We start from the raw sequence: 18208 nt of genomic DNA, 5'->3' as shown, positions 1-18208 counted from the left end.
AGGCCACATGGCAGTAAAGGCAATCACAACGCAGCCGGAGCTGGAGGCCCTGGTCGTCCGCGGACGACCGGAGACCGCGACCGTGGAGTTCAAGAAGACCATCGACGGCTGGAACGCCAAAGGCGCCCCCGACGAGGTCCGGCAGAAGGCCCAGCGCGAGCTGTGTCTCGACCTGTCGCAGATGGCGAACTCGTCAGGTGGGCACGTCGTCTATGGCGTGGAAGAGATCCTGGCGCCGGATGGCGTCAAGGTGGCGGGCGACTGGGCGCCCCTGGCTGACCCCGAACCAATGAAGGCGTGGATCGACGACGTCCTGCCCAACTACTGCGTCCCGTCGACCTTCACGAAGGAGTCGCACCTGGTCGACATTCCCGGCGGTCGCGCACTCGTCGTGACCGTGCAGCCCAGCCGATCCGCTGTCTACCTCTGGGATCGAAACAGGCACTTCATCCAGTGCGTCGTGCGCACCAGCACCGGCAAGAAGTACATGAACCCCAACGAACTGGAGCGGCACCTCATGGACGGAACCCGCGCCGCCAAGCTAGCCTTCGACGACGTCTGGGCGAACCCCAACCGCCGCGACGACGTGGTCGTCGCCGATGGCATCTGGTCCCATGGCAAGGCCTCGGAGACGCGCCTCTTGGCCGCTGAGCCGGTCAGGATCGGACATCGAGACGATGCCACGTTCCAACTCAACATCCCCATCGACCGTGCCATCGTCCTGCTGGCGCTTCCGTACTCGCTCCTGGAACATGTCTGGCTCGACGGTCAACTTCGCATGACGCTCATGCTGGGTGTACGATTGGTGTACCGTGGCGACGGCTTCACCCTCCGTCCGTTTCGCTAAGCGCTGGGCGGCTTCTCTACCCGCCAACCGGCCAACAGCGGGTGGCGCACACAACTCGCCGGGACTCGTGTACGCTGCCTTGGCGGCGCAGCGGCACACTCACAAAAAGGGAGACAAGGGATGAAGATCCGCCTGGTGCGAGTTCAGAAAGACTTCGATTTCCCTTTTCCGTCGGGCACCGAACATTGCCCGAGTGCGCTGTTCTTCAACGTAGGCCTTGGTGACGAGGAACCATACAAGGTCGTTGTCGCCTACACAAATCGCGACGCGCACGAGAAGAAGGACCGGCGACGCATCCACGTTGGCCTCGAGGTTGGAAGCGCATTTCGCTCGATCGTTCAGTTCGAGGGTAGTGAAGACTACGCGCAGACGGGGGACTGCGTGTACGCCATCAAGCGATTCGACGGCAACGAATGGATCCCGACGACGGAGCCCGTCCCGCTCGAATACGCGGCGCACCGAATTGTCATCTTCGAGCGACACGTCAACAAGGGCGGGAGCGACCACTGGGGCATCCTCGTCAACGAGGGCGAGATTGACGACATGATCCGGGTCGCGATCGTCCGAGCGTCTCACAAAGGGTTTGCCGAGGTGCGGTAGAAGTCTGGCGGCATCCCAAGCGCATCTCAGATGCCTATGGCGCCGAACTGTCTCGCGGACTCGTCGTCACTCCACTTGAGCCGCTGGATCTTCCCCGGACCCAAAGAGCTATTCCAAGGAAACAGCAGATCCCTTATCGCACGAGTCAAGTAGAGCGAAAGATGCTCTCGGCTCGCGGACTTGGGCGCGTCGATGTCGGGGTCGAAGTCCTTGGTTGAAATCTCGGCAGGCCCGCCGCGTAGGCCGCGCGCGGGGGCGTTGAGGACCACGAGGTTGTTCCCATCGAGCAACGTCCAGCGAACAGTCTTCCTGCCGGGGAACGGCGCAAGCATTCGGCCCGCCGTCACCATGAACATTGCCATGCGCGCAGCGATTGTCTCGGCGCTGATGAGAACTGGTGGCGCTTGCCCCGACGGTTCCTCGGTGTCGAGCCTCTCCTGGAGCCGAACGACGCCGTTCCGGGTGTACTCGAGCCGGGCGCGCAAGACGGCAGCCCGGTCGTTGACGACCACGAGGCGGTCATCAACAAATGCAGGGTCGCCGTAGAGCCCAGCCCAGCTCCAGCCATTCGTCGCAGCGAGCGCATCGCGAAACGAGCTGTCCATTTCAGGGAGTGATCCCTCGCTCCCATCGGCGGCGCGCGCCTCATGGATGAGACGGATCCCACTAGGCTGAGATGGCAAGAGCATGGGCGGACCTCCGTCGAGAAGCCGCAGCAGCGGTGAAGGCTGCTCAGCTTTACCGATGAGCGTTGGACGACCAAGCAGCGCATACGCCCGCTGCAAGTCGCCATGTGAGGCGATGTCGGAAAGCACGATCTTCTCGCACCGAGTCTGCGAGCGACGGTTGTACAGCCGGAGCTCATCGAAGTTCGAAACGAGCACCCACTCGACAGTTGGCGTTCGTGCCACAGCGTCGAATGCCTGTTGCACGGGTGTGCGACCGCCGTAGCTCCCACTGAACTGGGGGTGATCGAGATCGGTGCCATGCTTCTTGAGTTCCGCGTGCACGAGACGGCGTTCGACCCCGGGGCCAAAGAACCCGAGAGAAAAGTCATCGTAGTGGCGCTTTGCGCCAACAACCGCACCGCCCTTGGGACGAAGATGGTAGACATCCAGGACCCCATCGCGCAAAAGCGTCAGGTAATCGAAGACCTCGGCGAACAGGCGCTCGTTGAAGGACTGCTCTGTTCGTGTCTCTGCCAGATCGGTGAGAAGCCCCGCGCCAACACGTGCCGTGAGCTTGCGGATGCAGCTGTGCTTCGCTTGCCGTGCGCCAAGCGACAGCGGGCTCTCGAAGGCGAGCATTTGTATCAGCACAGGATCAAAAAGGGGCGCCATCGCGATATTCTCGAGGTGTGTATCTTGGCACGGTCGGCTTGAGCGCGCCACTGTGGTGGCGTTGCACGCTCTCGTGCGGCCGATCACCCCAGGGAGGTGATTGCCCCCTTCGCACCCGCCTGCGACCCTACCTCCACAACGATGCGGATCATCGGCAACGCCCTCAACGGCGACTACTTCGAGAATCTGGTTCGCCTCGCGGCGGTCAAGGGCAGCGGCCTCCAGCAGATCTCGCTCGCGGTGGCGTGGGTGAAGTCGATGGACCCGCTGTTCGAGCTGGCCAAGGCCAAGAACGTCCCGCTCACGCTGTACGCGCTGGCCGAGGACGGGTTCCCGGCGACCCAGGTGGTGCAGCGCTTCGTCGATGGACCGACGACGTGGCAGCTGCTCCTGACCCGCCGCTTCTACCATCCCAAGATCGTCTGGTTCCGCGGCGTCGGCGTGTACATCGGGTCGGCCAACCTGACGACCTCGGGATGGTGGGACAACCTCGAGTGCGGGGTCTGGTTCACGCAGGACGAGATCGAACGCGACAACCTCGACGTGCAGCTCACGAGCATGTTCGCCGAGGTCGCCAAACGTTCGACCGGCGTGAACCGCGAGCACCTCGCCGCGTTTCGACGGCTCGACGCGCAACGCGCGGAGCTCACCGCCGCCGAGCGCGCGTTCCAGGCAAGGGTGGACAAGGAGTTCGCGAACCTCGGCGGCCAGGACAAGCCCATCCGTCCGACCACCAAGGGTGGCGCGGCCCGCCAGCAGTTCATCGCCGAGTGGCAGAACGGACTCGGCCTTCTACAGAAGATCGTAGACGGGACCAAGCTTCGCACGTGGCCGTCGTGGGTCGCCAAGGACGCGCACCCCGCCATCGTCCAGGACCAGGCCACCGAGTACTGGTACCACCGCAACATCCGGCTGTCGGGCGACTCGGTCGCGACGATCGACGCGCTCCACCGGAAGAACCGCGGTAGCCCCGACGCGGCCCTCGACCAGGCGTTCGCCGAGTGGGAGGCCTTCGAGGGCGACGAGAAGTGGACCTACTATATCAACGAAGGGCCGCGCCGCGTCGGTGAGCTCCTGCAGCGGACAGCGCTCACCCAGCTTGACGAAGATCGGCTCACCGAGATCCTCCACGCCACCCACGCTGCCCGGGAGCACGCGCGGCAGATGCGCAAGAAGGACCTCGGCGACGAAGGCACGACCAGCACGAGCGAAGAGCGCAGCCGGCTGTTCGCGCGGTACCTGCTCGGCCAGGAGTCCGCCGATGGCAAGACCGTGCAGGACGTCCTCCGCTACGTCATCTGGGGCGACGACCAGACGCCCGACGTCGGCGAGCGCATCTGGGACGCGGTTCACGAGGAGGACTGGAAGCTGCCCCACCTCGGCCCCAGCATCCTCGGCGAGATGGTCGGCTACGCGCGACCCGACCAGTACCCGCCGCGCAACGGCCGCGTGTCCAAGACCCTGGCGGCGCTTGGGTATGAGGGCGTGGCCTACTGACGTCGCGCCAATACGCCTTCCCTGTGGCGCCAGGAAGGTGCGGGCCGGTCCGTGCGTCAAGAGGGTCGTGACCAACACCTCGTTCCCCGTCCTCAACGCTCACACGCTCGCGACGACCATGTGCGCGACCAACTTCGAAGCCGGCGAGATTCAAAGGCTCACGACCTTGCTCACTGCCGGCGGCAGCTATGTCGGACCCAAGCTCGACGAGTACCGGAAGCAGTGCCATACCAGCTCGCTGATCGCCGAGCTTCGGATGGCGCTCGCCGTCGCGACATGGACCCGCAGCACCCCGGTTTTCTGCACCGGCGATGAGCCCGACCTCCGGTTCCCTGCCATCGGTGACGGCTTCTCCGTCGAAGTCGTCCACGGGTCGGCTCCCAACGGCTTCCAGAAGGTGTTCTACCCGGCGCAACTGTCGGCGGGCCCTCGGCGTACGGTCCGCAAGGACTGGGAGCGCGCCCGCGACGAACTTCAGGCAGTGGTGCAGGCGCGTCCGATCACCATCACGCCCTGGATCGACGGCGCCCTGCAGGACCACCACTTCGACTTCAACGCGAGGCGCCGCCAGGAAGAGCTCGCAGCCGAGGTCGCGCGATGGCTCGTCGTGCAACTACGTGGCCTTGCGCCAGGACGCCGGGTCGAGCTGGTCCACGCGAACGCTCGCTTCGAGATCGACTGGCAGTCGGAGGGCGCCGGCCGCATCGGCGGCTTCGGCCCGCTGGCGGCGAACTTCCTGCAGATCTCCGGGGTACCCGGCGATCGGGACACGATGAACAACTGGCTGGAGATCAAGCTTCGCAAGAAGGCCACGGCGATCTCCCGCCGGGAGATCAAGCTTCGCAAGAAGGCCACGGCGATCTCCCGCCGGGCGCCACGCGAGGTCTCGCTGGTCGGGCTGGTCATCGACGACGCCTACGCGCTGCGCGTGGATGCGCTGGCGAATCACTACTTCGGCGCGCGCGTCCACGACGCCGGGGGGACACGACCTGCCAGCTATCGACCGATTCCCTCAGCGCTCGTCGCGGCACTCGACGCACGGCGTGCCCACCGGTCGCAGGCGATCGCTCCGCTAAGCTTTCACCCCGTGGACGACGAGAGCCACCGCTCGATGTCCGGCCTTTTCTTCAGGCCGGAGTTCGCCGACATCGATGGCATCCTCGCGCTCTATCATACCGGCGCGCTCCAGTTTCTTTCGAACCCGCTCGCGCGGCGGCCGATCGAGCACCTGTTCGCTCATCTGCCTCCCGATCATGAGGCGCGCGAACACGCTGCGGCGGCCGAATGGGCGGCGCGGACCTGAGGGCGCACTCTTGGACGGCCACAGCGCACGGAATCGTGCCGCATCACGATTCTATCAACATCTCATCAATCGCCAGGCAAGCCTCGAGATCCTAGGTTGAGATTCGGCGGCGCACATCGCGCTGTCCACTACTGAAGGGTCACTCCGATGAGCAAGAAGCCGAATCATCAAGCCGACATCCGCAACCCCAACCGTGGTACCAGCGGGACCAATGCGACGTGGGACAAGGCCCAAGGCAACCGCGGCAAGCAACTCGGTCCGTCCTGGACGCCGCCGCGCGGCCGCGGCCGGCCCACGCCACCGGCCGCCTCGCCGCCGCCGACCACCCCGCCAGCGATAGCGCCGAAGCCCAAGACCTAGCCGCCACACCAATCGGAGACGCCATGAATGATCAAGCGACGACGGCCGCACGGCCCCCGCGGCGCAAGTACAAGTACACGCGGGAACTGATCAAGATCGCGGTGGACGACGGCATGACCCAGTCCGAGATCGCGAAGCTCTGCCGAACCCAGCAGAGCGTCGTCAACGGCTGGCTCCACGGCAAGGGCAAGGCCCTCGCCTACGAGGATCAGGTCGTCGAACTCAGGCGCCGCTATTCGAGCCGGCTCAACCGGACGACGTCGCGCGTCTACCTCGTCGAGCCGCTCGCGGCTCCACCCGAGGCATCGGCGGCGCCTCTCGCTTGTCGCATCATTGCCGTCGAGGGTCCGATCGTCTTCCGCTATACGTTCACGCGACCTTACGCCGACCGCCAGCCGAAGGTGCCCGGGACATACCGTCGGGAGCCGATCGGCCGCTGGTTGGTCCACCGGCAAGCGCGCGACCAGTTCGTACTGGTCCAGCTCACGCGACGCCATCTCGATGGCGAGTTGCGAGAGCGATGGCGCGAAACTCTATGGGCTGGTGGCGTGCAAGGCGAACAGCCTCGCACCGTCTGGGTCGATTGCGACGACGACGCCGGTCGCTGGTCTGCAGCCATCAACGCGCCGGTGGACGCTTCCGGCCTCCTGGCACTCTGTGATCGCCATCTTGCTGACTCCAATGCGCTCCACGGCCCCCATGACGAGCTGACGCTACCGTTCCTGGTTCGTCGGATGCTCGTCGAGCACGGGCATGACGTTCCAGGCCTTGAGCGGATGCCCGCAGTCGAGTAGGCTACAGATCCAACCCTAACAAGGACACACCGGCCACAGCCAGTTGTCTAAGACCATGCGGCACATGCCGCATGACCGCCTGGTCTCCTCGAGAGATCTGCCTTCGGTGGCCGTCGCGAGACCGCCTCCGAGCGCATGTGCGGCTGCTCGCACGAGCAGTTTCCAGGGAGCGTTCGCCGCGGTGACGAACCGCGACTTCGCTCATCAAGGGATAGGGGTGGGCCGAGCACGGTGCCTCACGGTTGCGTGACGCGCCGTGCTCAACTTTTCTCTGCCGCAGCGGCGCTGGGCAACCAGCGGGATCGCTGCAACGCGCGGGAACCACGCCACCTCACATTCCCGCGAATTCCCTGACCATCGATCTGGTCAGCCACCCGTCGCCTGCACGACGCTTGCCGCTGCGATGATCGTGGCCACGCTCACCCTGCTGGACGTCACGCCTGCCCCGGGGCGGTCCGCCGCATGATCCCCTGGGTCGTCGCCCGCGAGCTGCGCGCCACGCTGCTCGACTACCTGCGCAGCACGTGGGGCATCGCGGATCGGCGCTTCGAGGCCGCGCTGTTCGACTTCCTGGCCGGCCCGCAAGGCCTGTTCCAGGGCCCGTACCTGCGGCTCGGCCTACCGTTCGCGCCCGCGCCGGCCGACGCGGCCATCCCGCTCGACGTCGCGCCGCCGTACCCGCCGCACCTGCACCAGCTGCAGGCGTGGCAGCGGCTGTCGAGCCGCGGGCAGACGCCGCAGGCGACGCTGATCACGACCGGCACCGGCAGCGGCAAGACCGAGTGCTTCCTGTTCCCGCTGCTCGACCACGCGGCCCGCGCCCGCGCCGCGGGCCAGGGCGGCATCAAGGCGATCGTGCTCTATCCGATGAACGCGCTCGCCGCTGATCAGGCCGGGCGGTTCGCCGACACGATCCACCGGGACGAGCGCCTGCGCGGGCTGCGCGTCGGGCTGTTCGTCGGCGGCCAGGGGCAGCACAAGGAGATGGGCCGCGATCACGTCATCGACGACAACGACCGGTTGCGCGCCGAGCCGCCCGACATCCTGCTGACCAACTACCGCATGCTCGATCTGCTGCTGCAGCGGCCCAAGGACGCGTCGCTGTGGAAGCTGAACCAGCCGTCCACGCTGCGCTACCTGGTGCTCGACGAGCTGCACACCTACGACGGCGCCCAGGGCACCGACGTCGCCTGCCTGATCCGACGCCTGGGCCAGCGCCTGGGCTCCGCCGAGGCGCTGTGTCCGGTCGGCACCAGCGCGACCGTCGGCACCGGCGACGAGACCCGCGCCGAGCTGCTGCGGTTCGCGTCGACGCTGTTCGATCAGACGTTCGCGCCCGAGGCGTTCATCGGCGAGACCCGGCTCGAGCCCGCCGAGCTGGTCGCCGGGGCCGCCGCCGCCGAGTCGTACCCCGAGGAGCCGGGGCCGTGGCCCGAGGCTGGCGAGTCGATCGAGGTCCACCTGCGACGGGTGGTGCGAGCGTGGCTCCCGCGCGCGGCGCAGGGTGAGGTCATCCGGCGCGATGGCGGGACCGAGCAGCTCGACCGGGTGGCGCTGGGGCGCTGGGTGCGCACGTTGCCGATCGTGCGGACGTTGCTCGCGGCCGCGCATCGGCGGCCCCTGGCGACCGCCGAGGTCGATGGCGTGATCGCGCGGGCGCTGCCGCGGTTCGCCGCGGGGACGCCGGCCCAGCGCAGCGGCTGGCTGGCGGCGGCGCTCACGCTGGTGTCGTACGCGCAGCGCGAGGCCGCGGGTCACGTGATGCCGCTGGTCAGCGTGCAGGCAACGCTGTGGGTGCGCGAGGTCCGGCGGCTCCTGGCCCGGGTCGGGACGACGCCGACGTTTCGCTTCCACGATGACGCGCCACCGCCAGACGATGAGCCGTGGGCCCCGCCGTACGCGTGCCGCGAGTGCGGCCACACCGGGTGGCTGATCACCGAGGCTGGGCCCGGCGACGCGGTCGGGCTCGCGTACAAGGAGGTGGCGCGCGCGTACAGCGAGCGCGCCTCGACGCTGCGGGTCGTGCATGTCGACGACGAGCTCGTGCGGCACATCGAGGCCGCCGACGGCGTGGGCCCGCGGGTGGCGTGGCTCGACCCCGATCAGCGGCGCTTGCTGGGCAAGGCCCCAGAGGACCGAGGCGACGCCGCGCCCAGGGTGTACGTGCACGCGCACGAGGGCAACGTGGTCCGGTGTCCGGCCTGCGGCGGTGACGGTCCTCGGCTCCTGGCCGCGCGCAGCACCACGCTCTCGAGCGTCGCGGTCGGCCACCTGTACACCACGCCGCTCAACACCGATCGCAAGCTCCTGACCTTCAGCGACAGCGTGCAGGACGCCGCGCACCGCGCGGGGTTCTACGGCGCGCGGACGTATCGGTTCGCGCTGCGCTCGGCGATGCTGGCGGCGGTGCCTCACGGCGGTGCGCGGATCGCCCTGGCGGACCTGGGCGACGCGACCTGGGACCACTGGCTGGCGCGGCTGGGCGACCGAGACACGTCGGCGACCGCGGCGCTGACCGCGGTCGTGCTGCCGACCGATCTGCACTGGCTGGGCTCGGTCGAGGAGTGGCACGAGCGGCTCGACGAGCTGGTGCGGCGGCGGCAGCAGGCCGAGGAGGCCGGCGAACCGGCGGTGACCGCGGTGCCCGAGCCCAGCCCGCGGCTGGTGGCCGACGTGCGCGCGCGGCTGCGCTGGGAGTGCTCGCGCGAGCTGGGCGTGGCGGCGCGGATCGGCCGCACGCTCGAGCAGAGCGGGTGCGTCTCGGTGACGGTGGACAGCGCGAAGTTCGCGACCGCGGTCGAGGACGCGCGCGCGGCGCTGCGGGACAAGGTCGGGCTGGCCGAGGTGCCGAGCGAGGCGGCGATGGCGCGGTTCCTCGGCGGGCTGGTGACGCGGCTGCGGCTGCGCGGCGGCGTGTTCGATCCGCTGCTCGAGCGCTATGTCGCGTCCGGCGGCAACGCGTTCATGCTCACCAAGCAGATGACGCCGCTGATGTCTCCGTTCGCGCGCGGCACCGGTCGGCCGACCTTCCTGACCTCGGCGCCGAGGTCCAAGCAGTTCGACTCGGTGACCAGCGAGCGCGCCGGCGCCTGGACCGTCGACTGGGTGGCGCGGGCGCTGGGGCTCCCGCTGGAGGCCGGCCTGGCCGCGGAGGTGTACCGGGCCGTGCTCCCCGCGCTGGTCCGGCACGGCGTGCTGCGCGCGCTCGCCACGGACGAGCGCGACGGCGCGGCCGGCAAGGCGACCGCCTGGGGCCTCGAGCCGACGGCGCTCCAGGTCAGCCGGGCCCATGTGGCGCGGCGCTGCGACGCGTGCAGCGGCGAGGTCACGGGCGTCGAGAGCAGCCCGACCGACCTGCGCGACGGACCGTGCCTGCGCTTCCGCTGTCCCGGGTCGCTGCGAGCGCTGCCGCCGCGGGGCGACCACCGCGACGACGACGGGCTGCCGGTGGCCGGGTACTACAAGCGCTTCTACGAGCGCGAGGCCCTGGGGCGGCTGTGGTCGCGCGAGCACACCGGCCTGTTGCCGCGCGACCAGCGCGAAGAGCTGGAGCTGGAGTTCAAGCAGCGCCCGCGGCCCGACTCGCCGAACCTGCTGTCGTGCACGCCGACCCTCGAGATGGGCATCGACATCGGCGACCTGAGCGCGACGCTCTTGTGCTCGGTGCCGCCATCGACAGGCAACTACGTGCAGCGGGTGGGCCGGGCGGGCCGCAAGACCGGCAACGCGCTGGTCCTCGCGTTCGCGGCGACCAAGCCCCACGACCTGTACTTCTTCGAGGCCCCGCTCGAGGCGATGGCCGGCGCCATCCAGCCGCCTGGCTGCTACCTGAGCGCGCCCGAGGTGCTCAAGCGGCAGGCGCTGGCGTTCCTGTTCGATGCGTACGCGCGCGAGGGCGGCAAGCTCGCGGGCCAGGTCGGCGACGTGCTGAAGGGCGATGGCGCGGGTCGGTTCCCGCTGCCGTTCCTCGAGTTCGTCGCGCCCCGCCGCGCGCGCTTGCAGGCCGCGTTCCTCGAGATGTTCAAGGGCGAGCTGACGCCCGGCGCCAGCGAGATCATGCGGGCGGCGTTCACGCCCGGCGCCGACGGCCTGGCGCCGCTCGAGCGCGACCTGGTGGCCACCGCCGAGGCAACCCGGCGGCGGCGCGAGGACCTGCGCCGGCTGGTGCAGCGCCTCGACGAGCGCATCAAGCAGCTCGACACCGACGAGGTCGAGGCCAAGAAGGTCGCCGACGTCGTGGTCGAGAAGCAGCACCTGCGCGACGAGCGCGCGTTCGTCAACCACCAGCTCAAGGTGCTCCGGGAGCAGGACGTGTGGGGCTGGCTGTGCGACGAGAGCCGTCTGCCCAACTACGCGTTCCCCGAGCGCGGCGTGAAGCTCGACGCCTACATCCGGCGCGAGGGGACCGGGCGCGACGCCGAGCACCACACCTGGATCAGACCGCCCGCGACCGCGCTCACCGAGCTGGCGCCGTTCAACACGTTCTACGCCAGCGCCCGACGGGTCCGCATCGATGGCGTCGAGGTGTCCAAGGAGGCCCCGCCGAGCCTGTGGCGGTTCTGCCAGAGCTGCCATTACGCCCGGCCGCACACCGGCGCCGCCGCGCCCGAGCCGCAGTGCCCAGCGTGTGGCGACGCGCGGTGGCCCGACGTCGGTCAAGCGCGCGAGGTCCTGTCGCTCGGGCAGGTGTTCGCGAACACGCACCATCGCGACGCGGTGCTGAACGACAACGCCGACGAGCGCGAGCACGGCTTCTACCAGCGCGTGCGGCTGTTCGAGACCCAGGCCGCGGCGCGCGAGGCGTGGGCCAACGACAGCGCCGGGTTTGGCTTCGAGCTGCAGCCACAGATGGTGCAGCGGCAGCTGAACCTGGGTCCGGCCGACGACAAGGCGGCCAACGTGCAGCTCGCCGGTCAGACGGTCCCGGACGTGCGCTTCACGCTGTGCGCGACCTGCGGCCAGGCCCAGGACTCCCGACCGCCCCGCCCCGACGAGCAGCCGCGGCCACGCCACCGCGCCTGGTGTCCAGAGCGCAAGAAGCCCGACGACAAGCAGGCGTCGAGGCAGCTGCACCTGATGCGCGAGCTCAGGTCGGAGGCGCTCCGCCTGGTGGTGCCGATCGTCGGCGGCGAGCGGGTCGAGGCCGACCTGGCCAACCTCCGCGCCGCGCTGCGCGTCGGGCTGCGGCGCTTCTACGGTGGCGACCCCGACTTCCTGGAGGTGGTGGCCTATGACGAGCCGCTGGCCGCCGGCGAGGGGCGGCGGCGCTTCCTGGTGATCATGGACCGCGTCCCGGGTGGCACGGGCCTCCTGGCCGAGCTGTGTCTCGACAAGGGCACCAAGCTCAAGGACGCGCTGACCCGGGCCTACGAGGTGCTCCGAACGTGCCCGTGCCAGCACCGCGAGCCCGCGGCCCGGGCCTGCTACCAATGCCTGTACGCGTACCGCGAGGGCGCCGACCTCCCGATGCTGGATCGCGCGCGCGCGCTCGACATCGTCGCGGCGCTCCTCGACGGTTTCACGGGGCTGCAGCGGGTCGACAGCATCGGCACGATGAACCAGAGCGCGGTGCTCGAGAGCGAGCTCGAGGAGCGATTCGTCGCCGCGCTGGCGCAGCGCGTGCGCGACGGTGGCGGCGCCTGGGAACGCCAGGACGAGCGCACGTGGCACCTGACGGTCGGCAAGCGCAGGTGGCTGCTGCGTGCACAGGTCGAGCTGACCAGCGCCGACGTCGCGGTGCCCTGCCGTCCCGACTTCATGCTGTACCCTGAACAGGCCGGCGTCGGCGCGCGCAAGGTCGCGGTGTTCTGTGACGGGCTGACCTACCACGTGGTGCCCGGTGCGGCCCGGGCCCGCCTCGCGGATGACGCGCGGAAGCGCCACGGCATCTCGGTCGGTGGCGACCTGCTGAGCTGGTCGTTGACGTGGAAGGACGTGGTCTCGCCCGAGGCGCCCGCGGTGCCGCGGTGGTTTGGCGATGGCGCGCGGTTCGCCAGCTTGCAGGCGCTGGCGTTCAAGCTCGACGAGGCGCGCCCGGAGAAGGTCGGGACGCTGCTGCGCGTCCTCGACGCCGATCCGCTCGCCGGCCTGGTGGCCTACCTGGAGGCGCCGACCCGGCTCGGCGACCTGGCCGCGGTGAGCGCGATGATGCTGCTGTCGCAAGCTGGCAAGCGCCAGCCAGCTGACCGCGTGGCTTCCGCGCACCAGACCTGGCGGCAGGACCCGACGCCTGGCCCGTTGCCCCTGTTGGTCAGCGAAGGCGATACCGCGACCGCGCGCCTCGATCTGGGTGGCCACGGCGGGTTGCTGGTATCGGCGGCCGCGGTCGACGTGGCGGCCCTGCTCGCCAAGCCTGACGCCGCCACCGTGACGGTGCGGCTCGAGGACGACGCGCCGGCGCGCAGCGCGCCCACCTACGAGCTCGCGTGGCGGCAGTGGCTGCGGGCCTGGAACCTGCTGCAGGCGGTGCCTGGCGCGGCGCTGGTGACCGGCGTCGGCGCGTCTGAGCTCGAGCCCGTGGCCGCGCCCGCCGCGACGGTGGCGCCGCCCGCCGCGCCGGCCGCGCACGCCGACGATCCGCGGCTGGTGACGGTGCGTGAGGTCGGCGACGTCGACGCGGTCAAGGTGCTGACCTCGTTGATCGAACGCTACCCGGGGCTGGAGGCGCCGGCCGTGCCGTTCGAGCTGCGCGCGCCCGCATTCGCGGTGAGCGGCGACGTGGAGGTGGGGTGGCCGACGCGCAAGGTCGCGGCGCACCTCGACCACCAGGCGGCCGAGGCCGCGGCCCTCGCCGCCGCCGGGTGGACGGTGTTCTTGATCGAGCGTGGGGTCACGGTCGAGGCCCTGGCGGCGGCGCTCGGGCTCGGGGAGGCGCGATAGACGATGGCGCGCCTGGCGATCAGCAAGGACTACTTCCCGGCGTACGCGCGGCTACCACGCAAGGCGCAGCGCAAGGCCGACGAGTTCCTGCGCAAGTTCGAGCAGGACTCGACGGCCCTGTCGATCCACCTCGAGCCGATCAGGCAGACGGTCGACCGTCAGCTGCGCTCGGCGCGCATCGGTGACGACTACCGCGTGATCCTCCGCGCGCCGGAGCACGGCGACGTGTTCCTGGTGCTCTGGGCCGACCACCACGACGAGGCCTACCGCTGGGCCGAGACCAAGCAGACCGCGATCCACCCCGCCACCGGGAGTCTGCAGATCTTCGACGTCACCGAGGCCGCCGTCGCGGTCGCGGTGCCACCTGCGGTGGTCGTGGCGCCGCCCGTGGTGACCGGGCTCTTCGCGGCCCAGTCCGACGACGATCTGTTCCTGGCCGGGGTCCCGCGCGCGCTGGTGCCCAGCGTCCGGGCGCTCGTCACCGACGAGGACCTCGATCGCCTGCTGCCGCACCTCCCGCCCGAGGCCGGCGAGGTGCTGACCGCGCTCGCCGCGGGCATCGACCTCGACGACGCGCTGGAGGAGGTGCTGGGGCGCACGCCGCTGCCGGCGGCGGCCCCGCCACCTCCGGCGATCGATGTCACCGACCTGCCGGCCGCGCTCGCCCGCGACACCAGCCAGCGCCAGTTCCGCCTCCTCGAGGACGGGCTCGATCTCGACACCGCGCTCAAGTACCCGCTCGACGTGTGGCGTGTGTTCCTGCACCCGCGCCAGCGTCGGCTGGCCCGGGCCCGCACCAAGGGGCCGACCCGCGTGCTCGGCGGCGCGGGTACCGGCAAGACCGTGGTGGCGCTGCACCGCGTCGCCTTCCTGGTGCGCGAGGTGTTCACCCGCCCCGACGATCGGGTGCTGCTCACGACGTTCAACGTCAACCTCGCCAGCGATCTGCAGGCCCAGCTCGCCAAGCTGCTCGAGCCCGACCACCTCGCCCGGGTCGAGGTCGTCAACCTCGATGCCTGGGCGTCTCGCTACCTGCGCAGCCGCGGCATCTCGGTCAGGCCGGCGTTCGAGAAGGACCAGCGTACCCACTTCGACGCGGCCTATGAGGTCTACGGCCACGACGACGTCTCGCTCGACTTTTACCGGATGGAGTGGCGGGAGGTGATCCAGGAGCAGGGGCTCACCACGCTCGACGAGTACGTGCGCACGGTTCGCAAGAGCCGCGGCGTGCCCCTCGGCCGCGCCGAGCGGCGCCGGCTCTGGCCGGTGTTCGAGGCCTATCGCGAGAACCTGGCGCACGCCGGCCTGACCGAGCCGCTGGACATCCTGCGCCGCGCCCGCGTCGAGCTCGAGCGCGCGGGCAAGGCGTCCGGCTACTGCGCGGTGGTGGTCGACGAGACGCAGGACTTCGCCGCCGATGGGCTGCGGCTCATCCGTGCGATCGCCGGCCCCGAGCGCCCCGATGATCTGTTCCTGGTGGGCGACGCCCACCAGCGGATCTACGCTCGGCCGATCTCTCTGTCGCAGTGCGGGATCACCGTGCGCGGACGCCGCTCGCAGACGCTGCGGCTGAACTACCGCACCACCGGCGCCATCTGCCGGTGGTCGCTGGCGGTCCTCAAGGACGTGACCGTCGACGACCTTGACGACGGCCAGGCCGATCGACGCGGCTACGTGTCGCTGCGCGAGGGTCCTGCGCCGGAGATCCACCCATGCGGGGCGCCCGTCGACGAGGAGCGCACGGTGGTGGCGCTGGTGCGAACAGCGCTCGACAGCGGCACCCCGCCCGAGTCGATCTGCGTGGTCGCACGGACGCAGGCGCCGCTGCGCGATCGATTCATCCCTGCGCTCGAGCGTGCCGGCGTCGCCGCCGCGCTGCTCGAACAGGACGAGCCCCGCCACGGCGGCGTCCGCCTCGCCACGATGCACCGCGTGAAGGGCCTGGAGTTCGAGGTGGTCGTACTGGTGTGCATGAGCAGGTACGACGTGCCGCACGCGACGCCAGAGTCGCGCTCGGACGACCCCGTGATGAACGCCCAGGCGCTGCTGCGCGAGCGCTCGCTGGTGTACGTCGCCGCGAGCCGCGCGCGTGACGCGCTGCACGTCTGCTACAGTGGCGAGCCCAGCCCCCTGCTCACGACGATCGCAGCGCCACGGACGGAGATCGCGCCAGCCGCCGCGCCGAGCCCGCGGGTGGTCCCTGCGCTGGTGTCGGTCGCCTCGCCTGTTGCGCCGGCGGGCGTCGACCAGCTCACCAGCTTGCTCGCGCGGCAGATCTCCGACCTGGCGCTGCCGACGCGGATGAAGAACTGGGCCCGACGCGCCGGCCTGAGCACCCTTGGAGAGCTGGCCCACAGGTCCCCCGCCGACCTGCTCGCCCAGCCCAACCTCGGACGCAAGAGCGTGAACGACACCCGGGCGTTCTTCGAGCGCGCGACTGGGCGCCGCTGGGAGGACCTGGCCGGAGGCGCCCAGGGCACCACGATCAGCGACGAGGTCTACGGCGATCCCTGGGACGCACTGCGCGCCACGCTGACCGATGCCGACCGGACCCTCCCGCTCGACACGATGGAGATGCCGGGGCGGCTTCGGAGCTTCATCGAGAGCAGGTCGCTGGTGACCCTTGGCGACCTGGCGAGCCATTCGCGCGCCGCCCTCGATCAGGTCGACAACCTCGGCCGCACCACGCTGGCGAGCCTGCCGGCGCTGGTCACAGAGTTCCTCGACGCGACCGCCCGGGCGGCCGCGCTGATCGAGGAGGGGCTCCTTGAGTGTTTCCAGGCGTTGCTCGAGCCCCTCGACCCCGGCGAGCGGCTGATCGCTACCAGGCGCGCAGGGCTCGGTGGAGAGCCGATGACCCTGCAGGAGCTGGGCGACGAGATCGGTGTCAGCCGTGAGCGGGTCCGGCAAGTCGAGGCGCGGCTCTGCGGCCGCCTGGCCCATCAACCGTGGGCGCTCGAAGCGCGGCGACGGATCGCCGCCACCGTCGCGGCCGGGCCTGTCCCATTCGCGACCTTGGCAGGCGATCGCTGGTGGGCGTCCGCGAGCGCGCAGCCTGACGTCGTGGCGTTCATCGTCGATAGCGTCCTTGGTCTCGAGGTCCGCGTGATCGAGCTGGACGACCTCCCCTGGCTCTCGCCCCAGGGAGCCGCCACGATCAGCGCGGCGCTGAGCGACCTGCTATCGGCCGCAGCCAAGGTGCGGTTGCCCGGCCCCCTCGAGGTGTTCGACGCGCTCGCCTCGCAGGCCGGCGCGAGCTTCGGACCTCACGTGGCGACCTATCTGCGCGATGAGCTGCGCAGTCAGCTTCAGCTCGGTGATGGCACGCCGCCGCGCGTGCTGGCGTTCGGGGACACGCGCGCCGCCGAACTGCTGGCGACGCTCCGCGGATCGCCGACCCCAGTCCGCCTCGATGAGCTGCAGCGTCAGCTCGGACGACGCCTGGGCAAGCTCCCCGATGAGGTCATGCACTTCGACCGCGGCGTGGTCGGGCTTCGCCGCCACTTCCCCGACTTCGAGGCGTGGCAGACCGTGCTGGTGCCGGCCGCCGTCAAGCTGATCGAGACCACCGCTCCGGACCGGCAGTGGTACTGCGGCGAGATCCTCGACGAGCTCCGCGAGACCATCGAGGTGCCCGAGTGGATGACCCCCTTCGGTCTGGCGGCGCTCATCAAGGCCACGACCGGGGCGCTGCGCTACCTGGGCCGGCTGCGGGTGGTCCTGCCCGACCGCCCTGACAGCGAGCGCCGCGTGTACGTCCATGACGCGATCGAGGCGCTGCTGCAGGAGGCGGGCGAGCCGATGCTGCGGAGCGAACTCGTCGAGCGCCTCGACCAGCAGATGGGCATGTCGAGCAACGGGCTGATGGCGCTGCAGCGGCCGCAGTTCGTTCGCGTCGACCTGGATCGCGTTGGCCTGCTCGCGCGCGATGTCCCCGGAGGTGCCCCTGCCATCTCCGAGGCATGCGCCCACCTGGAGGCCCTGCTCGCGCGTCGCGGCCGCGGCCTGTCCGAATTCCACGCCCACCAGGCCCTCACCGCCCTGGCACCAAGCTACCAGGCGTGGACGGCGCCGCTCACGATGTCGATCCTGCGCGCCGACGGTCGGTTCCGGATGAGCATGAACGGCGCCGTCGGCCTCGCGACCTGGGACTCGACCCGTGTCCCGACCCGCCTGCAGCTCGTCCGGGCCGCCCTCGACGAGTCCGGCGGTCACGTCTCGGTCGAGGCCGTCCTGGCGCGCATCGAGGCTCACTACGGCGACCGGCCCCTGCGCCCCGCCCTCCACGCGCTAGCGATGCACGCCCACGCCAGCGTCGATGGCGACTGGCTGTCGGACCGGCCGGCCCCGCCGGCGAACTTGACCTAGTCCACACTACTCGCTCACCGATGCGCTCGATCCATGCTGCCAGGCTGCGGCCACTCCAGCCGGAACGGGGCGGCATCGAACGGTCCCGAGCGGAACCCAACCACCTGGAATCACCCGAACCAGGCGACAGGCCAGGCCCCCGTAGAATAGGGCCCCACCCAGGACGCGAGACTCGAGGCACGGGACCTCCCGGGCAGGCCCACCCGAACGGATCGTCTTC

Annotated in this window: 9 protein-coding genes; 8 read left to right on the top strand and 1 reads right to left on the bottom strand. The window is 70.0% G+C overall.

Annotated features, from left to right (window positions below; translation table 11 throughout):
- The first annotated feature begins 7 nt into the window (after positions 1–7).
- Together IPJ61_RS21515 and IPJ61_RS21510 are read left to right on the top strand one after the other, a co-directional pair.
- Positions 8–847, top strand: a complete 840-nt coding sequence (locus IPJ61_RS21515; protein ID WP_297112736.1) for an AlbA family DNA-binding domain-containing protein — start codon at positions 8–10, stop codon at positions 845–847.
- 120 nt (positions 848–967) lie between these two features.
- A complete protein-coding gene (locus IPJ61_RS21510) occupies positions 968–1447 on the top strand; it encodes a hypothetical protein (RefSeq protein ID WP_297112733.1) in 480 nt (159 codons plus the stop codon).
- A 26-nt stretch (positions 1448–1473) separates the two neighbouring features.
- On the opposite strand, the gene IPJ61_RS21505 is transcribed toward IPJ61_RS21510, so the two are convergent.
- On the bottom strand, positions 1474–2787 hold the full coding sequence (locus IPJ61_RS21505; RefSeq protein ID WP_297112730.1) for a hypothetical protein: 1314 nt from the start codon (positions 2785–2787) through the stop codon (positions 1474–1476).
- A 141-nt stretch (positions 2788–2928) separates the two neighbouring features.
- On the opposite strand from IPJ61_RS21505, the gene IPJ61_RS21500 reads away from it, so the two are divergent.
- The 6 genes from IPJ61_RS21500 to IPJ61_RS21475 all read left to right on the top strand — a co-directional run bounded on the left by IPJ61_RS21500 (position 2929) and on the right by IPJ61_RS21475 (position 17988).
- Positions 2929–4284 carry a phospholipase D-like domain-containing protein gene (locus tag IPJ61_RS21500; RefSeq protein ID WP_297112727.1) on the top strand — a complete coding sequence of 452 codons (1356 nt, stop codon included), beginning with the start codon at positions 2929–2931 and terminating at the stop codon, positions 4282–4284.
- 67 nt (positions 4285–4351) lie between these two features.
- Positions 4352–5587, top strand: a complete 1236-nt coding sequence (locus IPJ61_RS21495) for a hypothetical protein (protein ID WP_297112725.1) — start codon at positions 4352–4354, stop codon at positions 5585–5587.
- A gap of 147 nt (positions 5588–5734) precedes the next feature.
- Positions 5735–5947, top strand: a complete 213-nt coding sequence (locus tag IPJ61_RS21490; RefSeq protein WP_297112722.1) for a hypothetical protein — start codon at positions 5735–5737, stop codon at positions 5945–5947.
- Positions 5948–6060: 113 nt separating this feature from the next.
- Positions 6061–6741 carry a hypothetical protein gene (locus IPJ61_RS21485; protein ID WP_297112719.1) on the top strand — a complete coding sequence of 227 codons (681 nt, stop codon included), beginning with the start codon at positions 6061–6063 and terminating at the stop codon, positions 6739–6741.
- Between the two features lie 462 nt (positions 6742–7203).
- On the top strand, positions 7204–13620 hold the full coding sequence (locus tag IPJ61_RS21480; protein WP_297112716.1) for a DEAD/DEAH box helicase: 6417 nt from the start codon (positions 7204–7206) through the stop codon (positions 13618–13620).
- A gap of 3 nt (positions 13621–13623) precedes the next feature.
- On the top strand, positions 13624–17988 hold the full coding sequence (locus IPJ61_RS21475; RefSeq protein ID WP_297112713.1) for a UvrD-helicase domain-containing protein: 4365 nt from the start codon (positions 13624–13626) through the stop codon (positions 17986–17988).
- The last annotated feature ends 220 nt before the right edge of the window (positions 17989–18208 follow it).

This window comes from Tessaracoccus sp., assembly GCF_016714275.1.
GTDB lineage: Bacteria > Actinomycetota > Actinomycetes > Propionibacteriales > Propionibacteriaceae > Arachnia.
The sequence above is the reverse complement of the archived record's forward strand: the minus strand, read 5'-3'. Positions and strand labels throughout refer to the sequence as shown.